Genomic DNA, 17716 nt, shown 5'->3' on the forward strand with positions numbered 1-17716 from the left:
CACCGGAAGATGAGGAAGACATACAGAGTGGACGTGCAGTTCCAGCGCTACGACGGAGTGTCGGCCAAGGGGATCGCCGAAGAGCTGATCGACGTATACGCCGAGGTGTACAACGTACCGCCGTACATCGGTGATCCCTTCTTCTCCGTCCAGATGTTCAGCGACCGGCTATATGCGGCGTTCGAGACCGAGGGTTTCGAGGTGCTCACAGCCCGGCTGGACGACCAGCTCGTTGGCTACGTCCACGGCGCCACCCTCCCCGCAGACAAGCCGTGGTGGACCTCCCTCGGAGCAGACCGTCCGGACGGACTGGCCGTGGCCGCCGATGCCGGCCAGATCTTCTGGCTCCGTGAACTGATGGTTCGCCCCGCCCACACCAACCAAGGTCTCGGGCGGCAGATCCACGACACCGTGATCGCCGGACGTGCGGAAACCGCCACCGTCCTCACCTGCATCGTTGACAACCAGCCGGCCCACGACGCTTACCTCCGCTGGGGATACCGCATCATGGGGCAGATCCGCCATGCTCCGGAATCACCGCTGTATGACGCCATGTACCTGTCCGCAGCGCTCTGACAGGGTTCACCACATGCCTGACGCATACACCGCTCCCTCGGCGATCACCCGCCGCAGCGACCGCCTCGCTCCGGGCGCCGATGCCCTTTTCGTCTATGGCACCCTCCAGTTCAGCCAGGTGCTGGACGCCCTTCTAGGGCGAATACCGGCGAGCACGCCGGCCTTCGCGGAGCACTGGCGCGCCGCGGCCCTTGAGCGCCGCGTCTACCCGGGCCTCGTGCCAGCCCCTGGACGGACGGTGCCGGGACTTCTTCTGACCGACCTCACGCAAGACGAGGTCCGCGCGCTCGACGACTTCGAGGACGACGCATACGACCTACGGTGCCTTCCGCTCACGGATGGCCGGTTCGGATGGGCCTACGTCTGGCCTGGTCATGAAGTGCTAGAAGCGGATTGGTCCTTCGACCGATTCGCTGACAGGCATCTCGCAGCGTACGCGGCACGCTGTGCGTCCCTGGCAGCCGCTCGCTCGCACCGAGCGGACCACCCGGAATCGCGACCCTGGCGGAGAACGGGGAGATGAAGACACGCATCACCGACTGGGACAAGGGCCCGTCGCCTCGACTCGGTTCGGACTTGTACGGGTGTGGGGCGACAGTCGGCTGGTGGCTGCCCTTGCGGGCGGGCACGATCTTGGCGGGCTGTCAGGCTAGGAGGATGGAATCCTGGGCGCGCGGGTCCTGCGCTCAAATGGTCGAGGCGCGGCCTCGGCCTCCTGAACCGGACGGCTTTCGATATTGGGCTCGGCTTAGCCCCGGCGACATGGCCTTCGTTGAGGTCAGCGGTCCACCGGGGCTTGCCGTGTCTAGTATCTGCGCCGCCGTTTTCCGGGGTGCCGGTGAGGCCCCGGTGGTGAATCGCGGGTAGCAGGTGTCACTGGCCTTGGGGCCTTCGCAGTTCGCCGTTCAGGATCCCTGCAACGAAGGTGTCGTACTCAGTGTCGTCGAATAGGTGGGCGGGCTTGTGCGGGTTCTTCGAATCACGCAGGGCGACGATGCCCTGGTCGAGGAAGGCCACCTCAACACAGGTCTGGCCGCCGCTGCTGGCGCTGTGCCACTGGGCGCCGGCGAGTTGGTCGGCGATCCAGGCCGGGTCGAGGTCGTTCTTGTTCATCAGGCAAGTTCCTTGGCGATGGTGTTCAAGAGGGACAGCGACGCCTTCTGTCCGAGGGCGTCGGACTTCAAGTGATCGGCGGTGGTGCGGTACACGTCTACTGTGTCCGGCTCGTTGAGGTGGAGCAGTGCGCGGATCGCCTCGATGACCACCGTGTCGCGGCCGGTGGCGAAGCTCATCAGCATGAACGCTCCGTCCATGCCTGCGTGGGCCCCGGCGCGGAACGGCAGGACCTGGATGGTGATGTTCGCGTCGGTGCGCGCGAGGCGGATCAGGTGCTCGATCTGGCCGCGTGCGGTGTCACGGCTGCCGACCTGCTGACGCAGCAGGCCCTCAGGCAGGACGGCCCAGATCTTCAGCCGCGGCGTGCGGTCGAGCATGTTCTGACGGTGCTCGCGGCGCATCGCGACGAAGCGGTCGATGTCCTCTGCCGTCTTCCACGCGCGGCTGCCCTCGATGACCGCCCGCTCGTACGCCTCGGTCTGGAGCAGGGCGTGCAGGACGACGGGGTTCCATACGAACAGGCTGTTGGCCTGCTCGATTTCGGAAAGGTAGTCGCCGAGCGGGTCGTTGACCACGCCCTCGAAGCGCTGCCACCAGTCGGGTTCGCCGGCCTTGCGGACCAGCTCGCGCCAGTGTTCGCGCACGGCCTGATCGTCGATGCGTAAGACTTCGAAGAAGTGGGGCAGTTGCTGGTACTTGACGCCTTGGGTGCCGTTCTCGATCTTGCTGACCGTGGAGAGCGACCGGTAGCCGAGCCTTTCGGCGGCCTCCTCCTGTGTCCACCCGAGCGCTTCGCGGGCACGTCGGACTTCTGTGCCCAGGCGCCTGCGGCGCGGGGTCGGTTCGACAGGCATCCGCACCTCCCTTCCACATGACGAAAGAGTAGCGAGCACGACAGCCCGCGCATACGCCCAATCCCCGAAAGGAAAGTCTTTCCTCTCCGTCACTCTTGCCTTTCCGCGAATGCCGGGTCCATCATCGAGGCTCGCGACATGCGGAGGGTGCTCTGCCTGGTACGGAGCGCTACGCCCGCCGTGCCTGCCCACACCGCTTGGAGGGCCCATGGCTGTGTCCGTCACCCGTGAAGCGAGGCGCTACCACACGGTCCTGACCGACATAGGTCCCGAGGCGCTCGTGGCCATGCGCGAGGTCACCCGCATCCATCTGCGGCTATGGCGCAAGGAAGAACTCAGCTTCACCGCCGAACTCGGGGTGAGCGAGTTGCTGACCAACGTCCTGGTGCACGCGCCCGGTGACTGCGAGGTGCTGGTGCGCGAGACAGTGGACGGTGTCGTGGTCGGAGTGACCGACTTCGACGACGCCCTGCCGGTCGTCAAGGAGCCCACCGAAGACCAAACCGGCGGCCGGGGCCTGTTCCTGCTCTCCCAACTCGTCGACGAGTTCGACATCCACCAACTCACGCGTGGCAAGCAGGTGTGGTTTCGCCTGATCCTGTCTGCCCGCGACGACGATTGTTGGCGGTCGGGCGGCCCGGCCAGCGCGTGTGGATGGCCCCGGCCCCCATGCCCCAGGACGGGCCAGTGACCGGCGTGGCGGCCACGCATCCCAATCTTCGATCTCGAGGAGCACCTGATGTTCAGTGTGTCCACATCGGCGAGTATGCGAACACCGGAAGTGGCCGGGGCGGTTGGTCAGGAGGCCGACCGCCCCGCTGACGTGAGTTCCCTGCGGGTCTTGGTGGTCGGCCAGGGCTACGTGGGTCTTCCGTTGGCGTTACGCGCCGCCCAGATGGGCCACCGCGTGGTGGGTCTAGACACCGACGAGAGCCGGGCCGAGGCCCTGGCGGGCGGCAGTTCGCCGGTCGAGGACATCACCGCAGCGCAGTTGGGGTCACTGCTGCGTGAGGGCACCTACCGCCCGACCGCGACGCCAGACGATGTGGCGGGGTTCGAGGTGGCAGTCATCGCGGTGCCGACGCCGTTGCACGAGGGAGTCCCCGATCTGTCGTACGTGATCGCCGCCGGCCGGACCGTGGGCCGCCATCTGCACGAGGGGGCGTTGGTGGTGCTGGAGTCGACCAGCTACCCGGGCACGACCCGGACCGTCCTGGGCTCGGTGCTGGAGGAGGTCTCCGGGCTGCGGATGGGCAGCCAGTTCGCCCTGGGGTTCAGCCCGGAACGGATCGACCCGGGCAACCGGCTGTGGACACTGGCGACCACACCGAAGATCGTCAGTGGCATCGATGCGTCGTCGTTGGAGCGCACCGCCGCCTTCTACGGCGGGCTGGTCGAGCGCGTCGTGCCGGTGGGCCGGTGCGAGGAGGCGGAGCTCGCGAAGCTGCTGGAGAACACCTTCAGGGCTGTGAACATCGCGCTGGTCAACGAACTCGCGGAAGTTGCCCGCGACACCGGCCTGGACCTGCGCGAGGCGGTGGAGGCGGCGTCGACCAAGCCGTTCGGGTTCATGCGCTTCGACCCCGGCCCCGGCATCGGGGGCCACTGCCTGCCGGTCGATCCGGTGTATCTGTCGTGGTGGGCGGCCCAGGCCCGCGGCCAGGGCTCGCGCCTGATCGACCTCGCCGCGCAGATCAACGGCGCCCGCCCCGCCTACGTGGTGAATCGGGTGGGACAACACCTCACCTCGCGGGGCCGGTCGCTCGACGGCGCGCGGGTGCTGTTGCTGGGCTTGGCCTACAAGCCCGGCAGCAGCGACCTGCGTGAGTCCCCGGCGCTGGATGTGGCCCGTCTGCTGGCGGCCCGCGGGGCACAGGTCAGCGCGACGGACCCCTTCGTGGACCCGGCCTCCGCCTTGGCCGCGCTGGAGAGCGTACGGCTGGTGATCGCGACCGATGACGAGCTTGCCGCTGCGGACGCCGTGGTGTTGCTGACCGACCACGAGGTCTTCGACTACGACCAGGTGGCCGCCCGCTCCCCTTTCGTGCTGGACTGCCGGGGCCGCCTGGCCGACCGTCTGACCGCCGCTGCCGCGGTGGAGCAGTTGTGAGGGGCGGGCTGCGGGTCACTGTCACCGGCGGGGCCGGATTCATCGGGTCGAACCTGGTCTACTGGCTGCTGCGACACCCGGCGGTCGGCCGGGTCACGGTCGTGGACGACTGCTCCACCGGCAGCATGAGCCTGTTGGGCAGCGACCTGGCGGATACCGACTTCCGCCGTGGGAGTGTGCTCGATGCGGGCCTGATGGAGAAGGCCGTGACCCGGGCCGACGCCGTGGTGCATCTGGCCGCGCTGCCGTCCGTTCCCCGGTCGGTGCTCGACCCGGTGGCCAGCCATCACGCGAACGCCACCGGCACGCTCCAGGTCCTGGAGGCGGCCCGCCGCGCCGGCGGGCCGCTGGTGGTGGCGGCTTCGTCGTCGTCCGTCTACGGAGCCCAGCCGAGCCTGCCCAAGTCGGAGGACAGCCGGGCGATGCCGCTGAGCCCGTACGCGGTCTCGAAGTTGGCGGCCGAGGCGTATCTCGGCGCCTACCACGCCTGTTACGGCCTGCCGGTGCTCCCGTTGCGGTTCTTCAACGTGTACGGCCCCCGGCAGCGGGCCGGGCATCCGTACGCGGCCGTCGTGCCGACCTGGATCGACGCCGCCCTGTCCGGCAGTGCGGTCACCGTCCACGGCGACGGCACCCAGACCCGTGATCTGACCTGCGTGGACACGGTGTGCCAGGTGATCACGACCGCGATCACCGACCGGGTGACGTCCCCGTGGCCGGTGAACCTGGCCCTGGGCACCCGGACCTCACTGCTGGACCTGGCCGCTCTGCTGGGCAACGTGCTCGGCTCCCCGCTGCGCATCGAGCACACCGGGCCCCGGCCCGGGGACGTGGCCCACTCGCAGGCCGATCCCTCCCGGCTACTCGACCTGTTCCCGGGCGCGAGGGCCGTTCCGCTGCGCGAGGGCCTGGAGCACACCGTCGCCTGGCACCGCGAACAGCGCGCCACATCCGGCCCGCCCGCCGGGGGGAGCTGATGCATATCCTGATGTACCACTTGGTGAAGGACCTGCCCGGCCCGATGGCCGTGCCGCCGGACCACTTCGTCGCACAGATGGACTTGCTGGCGGACGGCCCGTACACGGTGGTGACTGAGGACGACCTGCACACGATGGTCGCCCGCGGAATGCCCCTGCCGGCAAACGCCGTGATGCTCACCTTCGACGACGGCTACGCCAACACGATCGCAACAGTGTTGCCGGTGCTGGAACGGCTCGGCCTGCCCGCCGTGATGGCGGTGTGCGGCGGCTATCTCACCGGGGATCGGCCGCGCCGTGTCCGGCACCCGGTGCAGGAGATGGCCGATCTCGACCAGGTGCTGCAGTGGGCGGCCTCGGGGCGCGCCGTCGCCGCGCACAGCTACACCCACCAGCGGCTGACCACCGTCAGCGATCTGACGCTCGCCTGGCAGACCGCCGGCGACTGCGAGGTGCTGACCGAGCTGCTGGGCCAGGTGCCGCGCACGTTCGCCTACCCGTACGGCGCCTACGACGCCCGCGTGCAGCGGGCCGTCGCCGAGCTGTACCCGCTGGCGCTGGCTACCGATGAGCACCACCGCCCCGACCTACACCGCCCCTACGCCCTGTCCCGCATCCAGGTCGACCCCGCCTGGAGTCTGGCCGCGTTCCAGGCGGCGCTGGACAGCGACACCGACCCGGCCGCCGCCGAGCGCGCCGCCCGTGAAACCGACGCCCGCACCCGCCCCTGAGGAGCGCAGCCGATGACGAACACCGGCGCTCGCACCGTCGCCCTGTACTGGCACAACGGCCGCTCCCTGGGCCACACCTCCCGCACAGCGAAAGTGGCCCGCTATCTGCTCCGCTCGCCCGAGCCGTACTCGATCGCTGGGATCACCGGCGCCTACCGCGGCCTGGACCTGATCCCGCCCGAAGTCGACATCATCAAGATCCCGGCGTTCGCGAACTTCGACGACCCGTCCGGCTGGAACCTGCGCCCGCGCCTGGCCATGAACGAAGCCACTCTCCACCAGGTCCGCGCCGACCTCATCACCGCCTTCCTGCGCCACTACCGGCCCGAGGTCCTGATGAGCGACCACATCCCCCGCGGCACCGACGACGAGTTGGTGCCCGCGCTGGAGGCCCGCTATGTCGAGCACGCCGTGCTCAGCTTGCGAGGGGTGCTGTTCGACCGGGACAAGACGCTGCGCAAGTACTTCGGCGAGCACGGCCGCGGCCCGTGGTTGCTGGAGCACTACTGCCAGGTCAACGTGCACACCCACCCGGAGGTCTTCGACCTCGCGGACTACTACAAGATCCCGCAAGAGGCCGCCGACCGCCTGCACTACACCGGCTACCTTGCCGAGCCCTACGCACTGCCCCGGGAGCAGGCCCGCGAGCAGGTCGGAGTCAGCCCCGACGAGCGGCTGATTGTCGCCGCGATGGGTGGCGGCCAGGGCGCCGGCGGGGTGTGGCGTGCCCTGTCTGCGGCTCTGCGCGGCCGGCGCGCCCTGTTCGACCGGGCCTTGCTGGTCACCGGCCCCTACCTGGAGCCTGAAGACCAGCGGGCCTTGCGGCAGCTGTGGGAGAGCGACCCGGCGGTGGAGATTCGGGTCTATGAGCCGGGTCTGCTGCCGTGGATGCGGGCCTGTGACCTGTTCGTCGGCGCAGCCGGGGCGAACATGCTGGGGGAAGTCCTGGCCACCGGCGTCAACTCGATCGCCATCCCCCGGCAGGTGAGGGAGATCGAGCAGCAGGTCCATTCCCAGCGTCTGCACGAGCTGGGCCTGCTGCGGAAGGTCGATCTCCCGGACGTTCTGGGCGGTGCGCTGGAGCGGGCGGTCCCGCTGGCTCTCACCGAGCCGCTGGCCCCGGACGGAAGGCGCTACCTGTGGGACGGCGGGGCGTACGACCGTCATTTGCCCGGCGGCCTCCGCGGCACCGCGTGCGCCTGTACCAACGCCCGGGCCACCTCGTCGGCTTCGGGAGGACCCGCGTGAGGGGCCCGGGGAGGACTGTCACCGGCTGTACGGTCGTGCATTCCGGCACCGTGCTCCACACCGCCCCCGAGGCAACGCGACCCGGCTCCGTGCTGATCTGCCGGGGCAGCGTGAGCCACGACTGCCCCCACGACCCGGTGCCGATCGACGCCGGCGGCTGCCTGGTCAGTCCGGGCCTGGTGGACATCCACGTCCACGGCGCGCTCGGCCACGACCTGACCGAGCCCGAACCGGCCGCCTGGCGTCGGGTACTCGACACCCACCTGCACACGGGCACGACCACGGCGCTGGCCACCCTGGCGAGCACCAGCCCCACCGAGACCTCCACCGCGCTGGCCACCGCCGCCGAACTGATCGCCGATCAGCAGGCGCCCACCCTGGCCGGCGTCCACCTCGAAGGCCCGTGCCTGGCCCCCGAACAGCGCGGCGCGCACGACCCCGCACAGCTACGGACGGCCGCAGAGGTCCTGCGCGAACTGACTCCGCTGCCCGACGCCTTGCGCATGGTGACCCTCGCGCCGGAACTGCCCGGCGCCGACGCGCTGATCTCCTACCTCGCCGAGCAGGGCGTCCGCGTGTCCGCCGGGCACAGCAGCGCCACCCCCGAACACCTGGCCCGAGCCCAACGGCTCGGCCTGAGCCACCTCGCGCACCTGTGGAGCGGCCAGTCCGCCATGAGGCGCCCGGCACTGCACCGGCTCCCGGGACTGCTGGAAGCGTCACTCGCATCCGACGAGCTGACGGCCGAGGTCATCGCGGACGGCCACCACCTGCCTGCGGTCCTGCTGACCATCGCCCTGCGCTGCCTGGGGCCGGACCGGCTGTGCCTGGTCTCCGACGCCACCGCCGGAACCGGACTGGCCCCCGGCTCAGCCTTCCGCACCGGGGCGAGCACCGGGCGGGTCCACGACGGCTACGCCGCCACCGAGGATCACACCAGCCTGTGCGGCAGCGTCACGCCGCTGGGGGTCACCGTCGCCCGGATGCGGGAGCTGACCGGCGCCTCGGCCTGGGACGTGGTGACGATGGCGACCGCCACCCCCGCCCGCGCGGCCGGCCTGTACCCGCGCAAGGGCAGCCTGCTGCCCGGAGCAGACGGCGATGTCGTCCTGTTCGGGCCGGACCTGAGCGTGCGGGCGGTCATACTCGGCGGGCGCCTGGTCACCGGTGGCCCCCCGGACGGTGGCCGGTGAAGCAGCCGCTGAAGGTCCTGCTGATCGGGGCCGGAACCCGGACCCGGAAGGTCTACGTACCCTGGCTGTCCGGCGTGCCGCCCTACCAGGCGGAGCCGGTTCGGCCGCTGGCCGTGCTGGACACCGACACGGAAGCCGCCCGGAACGTGGCCCGCGATCTGCCTGGCGCGGCCGTCGCCCGTCTGCGGGACCTGGACCTCATCCTGACCGGCAGCCGGCCCGACCTGGTGGTCGTCGCTACTCCCGACGCGAGCCACCGCGACTACGCGGCCCGCGCCCTCGCCGCGGGCTGCTCGACGCTGGTGGAGAAGCCGTTGGCGACCACGGCCGAGGACGCCTTCGCCCTCGTCCGCGCCGATCAGGACACCTCCGCGCGGCTGCTGGTCGGCCACAACCTCCGCTTCACCAACGTCCACGGCCACATCCGCGCCCTGCTGACCGGTGGGCACATCGGCGCGGTGACCGGCGCCGACTTCCACTACACCCTGGGCGCCTCGCATTCCCGCAGCTACTTCACCCGCTGGCACCGCACCCGCGCCGCCTCCGGCGGGCTGGAGGTCACCAAGGCCAGCCACCACCTGGACCTGCTGGCCTGGTGGCTCGGCGTACAACCCATCGCGCTCACTGCCCTGATGGAGCACTGCCATTACCTGCCCGGCAAGGACGGCATCCCGGCCGACGCCGACATCCACGACCGCCTGCACGCCCTGATCCAGTACAGCTCTGGTGCCACCGTCCACTACGCGCTGACCCTGAACGCGCCCGTCGAGGGCTACACCTGCACCCTCCGCGGAACCGAGGGGGTCTTAACCGTCCGCTACGACGCCCGGTCCGGTCCCCACCTCGTGCACCTGCACACCACATCCGGCGCCGGCAGCGCCCGCCAGGAGATCGCCCGCGAGGAAGGAACCCACGCCGGCGCCGACCGCCGCATGCTCATGGCGCTGCCCGAGGCCATTGCGCCCGGCGCCCCGCCGTACTTCGCCACCGCCGCCGAAGCGGCTCTCGCCGTCGCCACCGGCACCACCATGTACGACTCCAGCCGCCAGGGCCGACGTCTGCCGGTCCCTCAGCCCACCGCCCCCGGAGAGTCACGATGAAGCCCACCGTCGTCCGTACCCCCAACGGCCTGGACCTGACCTACCGCCAGATCCCCCCGGGCGAGCTGCTCGCCCTGAGCGCCCGCCCCGAGCAGGAGACCGCGCTGGTCCTGCTCTCCGGCCGGATCACTGCAGCCCTGCCCGACGGCGACGACACGGTCGAGCGTGCCGATCCCTTTACCGCGCCCGCGGCCGGCTGGCACCTGCCGCCCGGCATTCAGGCGACCGCGACCGCCGGCCCGGGCGGTGCCGAGGTGGTCGAGGTGCACTCGCCGATCACCGCCACGCCGCCCGAGGCCAAGGACGCGAGTGCGATCACGGCGCCTGAACGGGAGGTCCGCGGCAGCGGATCGTTCGAGCGCCACGTCACCACCCTGCTCCAGCCGCCGCGGACCTCCGGCCTGCTGCTGGGCGAAACCCTCGCGCTGGACGGCCGCTGGTCCACCTACCCGCCGCACCGCCACCAGCACAGCAACCCGCCCGACGAGACCGCGCTCCAGGAGGCGTTCGCCTTCCGGGTCCGCCCCTCCAGCGGCTTCGGTGTCCTGCTCACCTACGACGAGAGCGTTCACGACGCCCGCCCCATGGTGATCACCGACACCAGCCTGGCCACAGTCCCCCACGGATACCACACCATCGCCGCCGCGGCGGGACACGACCTCTACTACCTGTGGGCCGCGCACGGCGAAGCCGACACGCACCTGGCCATGCACACCGACCCGGCCCACGCCTGGCTCCTGGACTCCTGACCGCAAGGAGTCCAGGCCGCTCCATCCCTGATCAGCCAACCGCCATGAAGGGAAAGCCCGTGAGCGCATCGTCACCCTGCGGCCTCGCCGTCGTCACCGGCGGCAGCGTCGGCATCGGTCTGGCCACCGCCAAGGCCCTGGAGAAGGCCGGGTACACCGTCATCGCCGCCTCCCGCCGCCTGGCCACGGTCCCGTCCGCCCCCACCGGCATCACCACGCACCAGCTCGACGTCACCGACGCCGACTCGGTGGCTGCACTGGAGCGCACCGTCGCCGAGCACCCCGCTGAGCTGACGCTTCTGGTGAACAACGCCGGCATCCCCACCCACGCCGCCACCATCGCCGACAGCGACATCACCGACTGGCGCGGCACCTACGAGACCAACGTCGTCGGCGTCGTCCAGATGACCCAGGCCCTGCTGCCCCACCTGATCCGCAACCGCGGCCACGTCCAGTTCATCGGCTCCACGGTCGGCCGCGTCCCCTACGAGCGCGGAGCCGCCTACGCCGCCAGCAAGTACGCGCTGGCCGCCCTCGTGCAGACCCTGCGCCTGGAGCTGAACGGCGAGCCCGTCCGCATCACCGAGATCGCCCCCGGCATGATGCGCGGCGACGAGGCCGGCGGCGAGTTCATGCGCACGCGGTTCAGTAACGACGAGGCGGCCATCGCCGCCGTCTACCAGGGCGTCGAACACCCGCTCACCCCCGAGGACATCGCCGAGTGCGTGGTGTGGTGCGCCACCCGCCCCGCCCACGTGGACATCGACCTGATGGAGGTCCGGCCCCTGGCCCAGGCCGCCCAGCACAAGGTGCACCGCACGAGCTGACCGCACCGGGCCGGGGGCCTGTACCAGGTCCCCGGCCCGGCCCGCCGCTACTCCTGGGAGACCGCCATGCCCTCCGCCCAGCCGCCCACCACCCGCACCCACGTGGTGATGATCCTTCGTCACTTCACCGTCGGCGGCCTTGAGCGCGTCCTGCTCAGCCACGTCCGCATCCTGCTGGCCGCCGGATGCGAGGTCACCGTCTGCGTCCTGGACCCCGGCCGCGACAACGCGCTCGTCGCCGAACTCCCGCCGCAGGCCCGGCTCGTGATCGCTCCCCGCACCCGCCTGCGCCGCATCGTCTTCCTCGCCCGCCTGGTCCACGGCACCACGGTCCTGCTCCAGTTCGGCGACGGCCGCCTGTACCCCTCCATCCGCCCCGCCCTGCGCACCGCGCGCACCGTCGTCCGCTTCTGCCACTCCGACTACTCCCACCTGCGCACGGGCACGAAGAACTGGCTGGACCGGATCCTGGCGCGCTCGGAGGACCGCATCGTGGCCGTGGGAGGCCGCTCCACCCGCTTCCTCCTGGGCGACGTCGGCGTCCCGGCCGGCAAGGTCAGCACGCTGACCAACGCCACCGAGCCCCGCACCACCGCTGCGACCCCGCCCTGGCGCTGGGCGACCGAGCCCTACCTCGTCGCGGTCCAGAGCCTGTACCCCCACAAGGGCCACGACGCTCTCCTGCACGCCTTCGCCCGTGTCGTCGACCACGCCGACCAGCCCGTCCGCCTCGTCATCATCGGCGACGGAGACCAGACCATCCCCCTGCGCATGCTCGCCGACCGCCTCGGCATCACCGAACACGTCATCTGGCTCGGCGCCGTATGGCACAAGGACCTCGTGGACAGCGTCCTGGCCGGCGCACGCGGCTTCGTTTCGATGAGCCGCTTCGAAGGTGTGCCGATCTCCATCCTGGAAGCCCGCCAGCACGGCCTCCCGCTGGTACTCACCGACATTCCCGGCCACCGCGACGGCGCCGACACCTCCCCGGCCGCCTTCGTGCCGGTCGACGACACCGAGGCGTTCGCCCAGCACATCCTCGCCCTGCTCCGCGCCCCTAGCTCCCACCAGCCCGACACCTCCGCGCTCCAAGACGAATGGGAGCGCTACGCCCGCGAGTTCCTCGGCATCGTCGCCCCCGCATCCCGCACCGGCCCGTCCACGCACGAGCCGGCACCCGAAACCGGCAGGGGGCGCCGGTGAACAGCGACTTTTCCACCCCGATCCTCTACCTCGCATACAACCGCCCCGACCTGACCGCTCGCACCGTGCAACGGCTCCGCGAACTGCGCCCCACCCGCCTCTTCCTCGCCGCTGACGGCCCCCGCCCCACCGCCCAGGACACCGCGCGCACCACCGCTGTCCGCGCCGTGCTCGACACCGTCGACTGGCCGTGCACCGTCACACGCCGCTATGCCCCGCACAACCAGGGCTGCCGGGACGGAGTCGTGGGCGCCGTCGACTGGTTCTTCACCCACACCCCCGCCGGCATCATCCTCGAAGACGACTGCCTGCCCCACCCCAGCTTCGTCCCCTACGCCGAAGAACTCCTCACCCTCTACGCCGACGACCCCTCCGTCATGCACATCAGCGCCACCAACCCACTGCCCTACTCCGGACCACCCTCCTACCACTTCTCCCGGTACAACCGCGTCTGGGGCTGGGCCACCTGGGCCCGGGCCTGGCAGCACAACGACCCCGCCATCCGCGGCTGGCCCGCATTCAAAGCGCAGCGCGCACACCACCCCCACTTCCCCGACCCCGCCGAACGCCGCCTCTGGGAAGACCGCTGGGACGCCATCCACCGGGGAGAGCACCGAGAGAACTGGAACCACCAGTGGTTTCTTGCCTGTCTCATGCACGGTGGGAAAGCGATCGTCCCCGCCGTCAACCTGGTCTCCAACCTCGGATTCCGGCCCGACGCCACCCACACCACCAACCTCGGCGACAGCGAAGCCGAACTTCCCTGTGCCGCCCTGCTCACCCCGCTGACCCGCCCTGCCGGCCACGACATCGACGCTGCCCAGGACCGCCTGTACCGCCAGCGCTTCCTGCTCCCTCAGCGCACCGCACGTCCCGAGCACCGGGGTTCATGAACCAATCGCCGCCGCCTACGTCTGATAACCAGCACGATCGATCCTCCGTGCGACGGTCGCGGCAGGGCGGTCCCCAGAAGCGGTGCATTCCCGCGCCAATCCGGCAAGCTCCCTACCGGCCCGCGCTACGCTCGTGCCCACCCCGACCACCAAGGAGCCCGTGCCCCCGTGCCGTCGTTCTCCCACCTTCCCCACGCCGCCCAGCTCGACCTGCTCGAAGGGCTGACCCGGGCTGCGCTGACCGAGCACTACGGACTCGACGGCGCGGCCGTACGGATGGAAGTCCAGCAGTACGAGGACAACGCCGTCTGGCGCATCACCCCGCAAGGCGGCAGTTCCTTCGTGGCCCGCCTGTCCGTCCGTGACGGCCGCCCCGCCCACCAGCAGCGGAGCGAGATGCGATGGCTAGAGAGCCTGGCCGCGTCCCGAACAGTCGCTGTCCCCGAGCCCGTCACCACCACCGGCGGCCACTACGTGGTCCCCATCGAGGTCCCCGGCCACGACGAGCCAGCCACCCTCGCCCTGCTGCACTGGCTTCCCGGCACAGCAGAGCCCCCCTACCGCCAGCGAGGCGTGGCGCAGGAGATGGGCCGCGCGACCGCCCACCTGCACGAGCACGCCGCGACAGTGCCGCTGCAGGAGTTCGACCGGCCGGTCTGGGAAGCGGAGACGATCCTCCTCAAGGGGCACGCCCTCACCGATCCGGCCGCCCAGGAGCAGCTGGGCACCGAAGGCACCGCCGCTCTCCGCAAGGTCGCCGAGCTGATCACCCCGGCCCTGCAGGAGGGCGGTCAGGACGACCGCGGGCGCATCCATGGCGACCTCCACCGCGAGAACATGATCGCCCTGTCCGCAGGCGGCATCGGGGTCATCGACTTCGATGACTGCGGCACCGGCCACTACCTGCTCGACATCGCCACCGTGCTCTCATCCGTCCACCGGATCGCACGGGAGGAAGAGGGCGCCTACGAGGAGTTCGCCCGCGCCTTCCTGGCCGGCTACACAGAGGTGCGGCCCCTTCCGACCGACTCCGCTCGGCTCCTGGAGCCCTACCTGCTGCTGCGCGATGCCTTCATCCTCAACTTCGTCACCACGGCAGCACCGGTCAACGCCGACGTCGCCTCATGGGGACCGCGCCGCATCGCCGGCATCGTGGCGAACATGCAGGCGTATCTGGAGGGGCACCCCTACCCGGGCACCTTCACCTCCGAGCAGTCCTGAGCGCCTGAACGCGGGGCCCCATCCCACCGTGCATGGTCCGACCGCGTGCGCCGGTGTTCGCTGCCAACCGGAGTGACGCCAATGGGTACACGGTGCGCTTGGTGCTGCGTCACTACCGCCGACTCGATCTGACCGTTGTGGATGGAGCTGAGCCCGGCCCAGCCCGCATCCAATGCGCCAGCCACCGACGTAAACCGGTGCTATCGAGTCGCTCGCTAACGGCTTCCGGTTCGATGAGGTCCTGGCCGCATCTAAGGCTGCCCCGCCGAGACGTACTGATCGCAGCGCATCTGACGCTCGGTTTGGCCCGTCATGTATTGGTCGCCGCAATGATTTTGCGAGACCACGCTACGGGGGCTACCCACCACCGACACAGCGATCCCCCCATGACGAATGGGCTACATGCCTGGCGAACGTGCCGCGCCTTACGATTGCGCTGCAATCACTGCCGCCCTGGGCGGTATGGGAAGGCCGGAAGCACCGACACAGCGCGATTCGCCCACGGCAGACGAGGAAGAGCCCCAAGGGACTGGAACCTCCTCCGGGACCATGTCAACGTACAAGTCCCAGGAAACATCAGGTCAGCGAAGGGATGCCGGCTTCTAGGTCGACCGGCGGACGGGTCGCCCGACGCAGCGGTCTGCAGCCCGCGGTACTTGTCGATCTCGCGGCCGAGCCCGCCCCAATGGAGGTCCACTTGTCGAACCGCAATCCGGTCCGCCCGTTTCACTGTCCCTGACCTCTCGGCAATCTGACACCGGATCGGTAACTCGCAAGCACAGCGCAGGTTGGTAGGCGAGATCGCATCGATCAGCTCGTACCGGTAGCCGAGACGGGACTCGGGCGGGGAGGCGAGCGAAATATAGACCATGATCGGCGGTTGGCCAAAAGCACGATCGTGGAGACGATTGAGGGAGTTCGCATTCGGCTGTGCTTGGCGGTGGAGCCGTAGCGGACGCAGGGCAGCGCCGCGCGTTCGAGAGGAGACAAGGAGCGGCTCTGGTCTGTGGCTTTCTGACGTCGACGGTGCCTGCTTTGGTGAAGCGCGGCGCGCCTTCGTGTGATGCGCGTGGCGTCAGGGCTGTCGATCGCCCCCTCCCTGTAGCTCCTCGTCCCTGAGCAAGGAACTCCCTTTTGATGCGCCGATCTGCGATACCCCCTGCCCTTTTCCAGTTCCGGTCAGCGATTTCCCCTCGCTGGCTTGCCGTCACCACGCCCGTCGCGGGGTGCGGGGTGGCCTCGTGGCGGTAGCAGTCGGGCAGGGGCAGAAGCTGACGGTCGACGAGGTCTGCGCCGAGCTCCAGATCTCCCGATCGACCTTCTACGACTGGCGCCAGAAGGGGCGCGGACCGCGTTGCATCCGACTGCCCAACGGCTCTCTCCGGATACGGCGCGGCGATTTGGAAAACTGGCTTATGGATTGTGAGGACCCTTCCTGATGGACACTAGCTCGTTGGACGTTCGCTTCTACCCGATAGAGACGAACAAGCGGGCCAAGGGCAGTACGTACACCGTCCGTTGGAAGGTTGCCCACAAGAAGCACAGCAAGACTTATAAGAAGAGCGCGGTAGCCGACGACGAGCGCTCGAAGCTGATCTCCGCGCATCGGAAGCGCGAGCCATTCGACATCGAGACGGGCCGACCGATCACTTGGACGTCCAAGGCGGCCGAGGTGAATTGGTACGACTTCGCTGTCGAGTACGTCGACTGGAAGTGGCCCCGTGCTTCCGGTAACACCCGGAAGAACATGGCCAAAGCGCTCACGCCCGCGACCATCGCCCTCCTGCGCACGCCGCTGCCAGCGCACTTCGAGCCGGTAAAGGTCCGCACGGCGCTACGGGAGTACGCCTTCAACGTCAGACGGCGCACCGACCCTGAGAACCCGGTGCCGGCCGAGGTGCAGACGATCCTCGACTGGGTCCAGCGCAACGCCCTCCCGATGAGCGCCTGGGAGAAGACCGAGACGGTCGACAAGGTCGTCACGGCTCTCGGCACCCTCCTGGACGGGACCGCGGCAGCCGCCAGCTCGGTTACGCGCAACGACCGGATCATGAACCTGGTCATGGCCTACGCGATCAGGCACAACTACCTGAAGGCCAACCCTCTGCCGAAGGGCAAGGGGGAGCGCACGGCGCCGAAGGTGGCGCAGGCCATCGACAAGCGATGCCTGCTCAACCGCGACCTGGTCGCGAAGATGCTGGACTGGATAGGCAAGCGTCCGCGTCGCGGGCGCCTCTACCGAGCCTTCTTCGCCACCCTCTACTACGCGGGTCTTCGTCCCGAGGAAGCCGTCGCCCTCCGTGTGGGTGACGCCATGCTGCCGGAGACAGGATGGGGCGAGTTCCTCGTCCATGAAGCCCAGCCTGAAGTCGGCAGCCAGTGGACCGACACCGGCGAGGTCCACGAGGAACGGGACCTCAAGGGCCGGGGCGAAGGCGACACGCGCATCGTCCCCATCCACCCCTCCCTCGTCGCCCTCCTCCGCGAGATCATCAAGGAGTACGGCCTCAAGCCCGCCGACCTCCTCTTCCCGGGGGAGAAGGGCGGCATGCTGGCGGGTTCGGTCTTCCGCCGTGTCTGGGCGAAGGCGCGCAAGGAGATCCTGAGCGAGCACGAGCTCAAGTCGCCGACCGGCAAGCGCGTCTACGACCTGCGTCACACCTGCCTGACGACGTGGCTCAACAACGGCATCCCGCCGGCCCAGGTCGCGGAGTGGGCCGGAAACAGCGTGCCGGTGCTCCTGGCGATCTACGCACGCTGCATCGTCGGCCAGCTAGACGACTACCTGAGACGGATCGAAGACGTCCAAGACCTCCCGAAGGTGGCGGCGTGAAGAGCGGCCTCGGAACCCCACGAAGATGGGGTCCGAGGCCGCTCTGTTGTGTGCGCGGAGGGGTCCGAAAGGCGGTCCCGAGCCC

At 69.7% G+C, this 17716-nt stretch carries 18 protein-coding genes; 16 read left to right on the forward strand and 2 right to left on the reverse strand.

Features of this window, described 5'->3' with window-relative positions; translation table 11 throughout:
- Window positions 1–9 precede the first annotated feature (9 nt).
- Both ACMATS_RS25250 and ACMATS_RS25255 read left to right on the forward strand, forming a co-directional pair.
- Complete coding sequence (locus ACMATS_RS25250; RefSeq protein WP_414169178.1) at window positions 10–576, forward strand: GNAT family N-acetyltransferase; 567 nt, start codon at window positions 10–12, stop codon at window positions 574–576.
- Between the two features lie 13 nt (window positions 577–589).
- Window positions 590–1099: a gamma-glutamylcyclotransferase family protein gene (locus tag ACMATS_RS25255; RefSeq protein WP_414169179.1), complete on the forward strand. Its 510-nt coding sequence runs from the start codon at window positions 590–592 to the stop codon at window positions 1097–1099.
- 350 nt (window positions 1100–1449) lie between these two features.
- Here the strand turns inward: ACMATS_RS25255 and ACMATS_RS25260 are convergent, their stop codons facing one another.
- Entirely contained in the window at window positions 1450–1689 is a 240-nt protein-coding gene (locus ACMATS_RS25260) for a DUF397 domain-containing protein (RefSeq protein ID WP_414169180.1), read from the reverse strand.
- Window positions 1689–2546 carry a helix-turn-helix domain-containing protein gene (locus ACMATS_RS25265; RefSeq protein WP_414169181.1) on the reverse strand — a complete coding sequence of 286 codons (858 nt, stop codon included), beginning with the start codon at window positions 2544–2546 and terminating at the stop codon, window positions 1689–1691. The genes ACMATS_RS25260 and ACMATS_RS25265 overlap by 1 nt, the downstream gene beginning before the upstream one ends.
- Before the next feature lie 208 nt (window positions 2547–2754).
- Between ACMATS_RS25265 and ACMATS_RS25270 the strand changes: the two genes are divergently transcribed.
- The 14 genes from ACMATS_RS25270 (at window position 2755) to ACMATS_RS25335 (ending at window position 17631) form a co-directional block, all read left to right on the forward strand.
- Window positions 2755–3237, forward strand: coding sequence for an ATP-binding protein (locus ACMATS_RS25270; RefSeq protein ID WP_414169182.1), 483 nt, complete (start codon window positions 2755–2757; stop codon window positions 3235–3237).
- A gap of 141 nt (window positions 3238–3378) precedes the next feature.
- Complete coding sequence (locus ACMATS_RS25275; RefSeq protein ID WP_414170792.1) at window positions 3379–4656, forward strand: nucleotide sugar dehydrogenase; 1278 nt, start codon at window positions 3379–3381, stop codon at window positions 4654–4656.
- Window positions 4653–5633, forward strand: a complete 981-nt coding sequence (locus ACMATS_RS25280) for an NAD-dependent epimerase/dehydratase family protein (RefSeq protein ID WP_414169183.1) — start codon at window positions 4653–4655, stop codon at window positions 5631–5633. Before ACMATS_RS25275 ends, ACMATS_RS25280 begins: the two co-directional genes overlap by 4 nt.
- Complete coding sequence (locus ACMATS_RS25285; RefSeq protein ID WP_414169184.1) at window positions 5633–6364, forward strand: polysaccharide deacetylase family protein; 732 nt, start codon at window positions 5633–5635, stop codon at window positions 6362–6364. The genes ACMATS_RS25280 and ACMATS_RS25285 overlap by 1 nt, the downstream gene beginning before the upstream one ends.
- 12 nt (window positions 6365–6376) lie before the next feature.
- Window positions 6377–7612: a glycosyltransferase family protein gene (locus ACMATS_RS25290; protein WP_414169185.1), complete on the forward strand. Its 1236-nt coding sequence runs from the start codon at window positions 6377–6379 to the stop codon at window positions 7610–7612.
- Between the two features lie 50 nt (window positions 7613–7662).
- On the forward strand, window positions 7663–8805 hold the full coding sequence (locus ACMATS_RS25295) for an N-acetylglucosamine-6-phosphate deacetylase (RefSeq protein ID WP_414169186.1): 1143 nt from the start codon (window positions 7663–7665) through the stop codon (window positions 8803–8805).
- On the forward strand, window positions 8802–9905 hold the full coding sequence (locus ACMATS_RS25300) for a Gfo/Idh/MocA family protein (protein ID WP_414169187.1): 1104 nt from the start codon (window positions 8802–8804) through the stop codon (window positions 9903–9905). Before ACMATS_RS25295 ends, ACMATS_RS25300 begins: the two co-directional genes overlap by 4 nt.
- Window positions 9902–10654: a 5-deoxy-glucuronate isomerase gene (locus ACMATS_RS25305; RefSeq protein WP_414169188.1), complete on the forward strand. Its 753-nt coding sequence runs from the start codon at window positions 9902–9904 to the stop codon at window positions 10652–10654. Before ACMATS_RS25300 ends, ACMATS_RS25305 begins: the two co-directional genes overlap by 4 nt.
- A 59-nt stretch (window positions 10655–10713) precedes the next feature.
- Window positions 10714–11481: an SDR family oxidoreductase gene (locus ACMATS_RS25310; protein WP_414169189.1), complete on the forward strand. Its 768-nt coding sequence runs from the start codon at window positions 10714–10716 to the stop codon at window positions 11479–11481.
- A 66-nt stretch (window positions 11482–11547) separates the two neighbouring features.
- Window positions 11548–12684: a glycosyltransferase gene (locus ACMATS_RS25315; RefSeq protein ID WP_414169190.1), complete on the forward strand. Its 1137-nt coding sequence runs from the start codon at window positions 11548–11550 to the stop codon at window positions 12682–12684.
- Window positions 12681–13577, forward strand: a complete 897-nt coding sequence (locus ACMATS_RS25320) for a hypothetical protein (protein ID WP_414169191.1) — start codon at window positions 12681–12683, stop codon at window positions 13575–13577. Before ACMATS_RS25315 ends, ACMATS_RS25320 begins: the two co-directional genes overlap by 4 nt.
- Window positions 13578–13745: 168 nt before the next feature.
- Window positions 13746–14798, forward strand: coding sequence for a phosphotransferase enzyme family protein (locus ACMATS_RS25325; RefSeq protein ID WP_414169192.1), 1053 nt, complete (start codon window positions 13746–13748; stop codon window positions 14796–14798).
- Window positions 14799–16039: 1241 nt separating this feature from the next.
- Window positions 16040–16237, forward strand: coding sequence for a helix-turn-helix transcriptional regulator (locus ACMATS_RS25330; protein ID WP_227723601.1), 198 nt, complete (start codon window positions 16040–16042; stop codon window positions 16235–16237).
- A gap of 14 nt (window positions 16238–16251) precedes the next feature.
- A complete protein-coding gene (locus tag ACMATS_RS25335) occupies window positions 16252–17631 on the forward strand; it encodes a tyrosine-type recombinase/integrase (RefSeq protein ID WP_414169193.1) in 1380 nt (459 codons plus the stop codon).
- Window positions 17632–17716 lie beyond the last annotated feature (85 nt).

It is taken from the genome of Streptoverticillium reticulum (assembly GCF_047456005.1).
Taxonomy (GTDB): Bacteria; Actinomycetota; Actinomycetes; order Streptomycetales; family Streptomycetaceae; genus Streptomyces; species Streptomyces reticulum.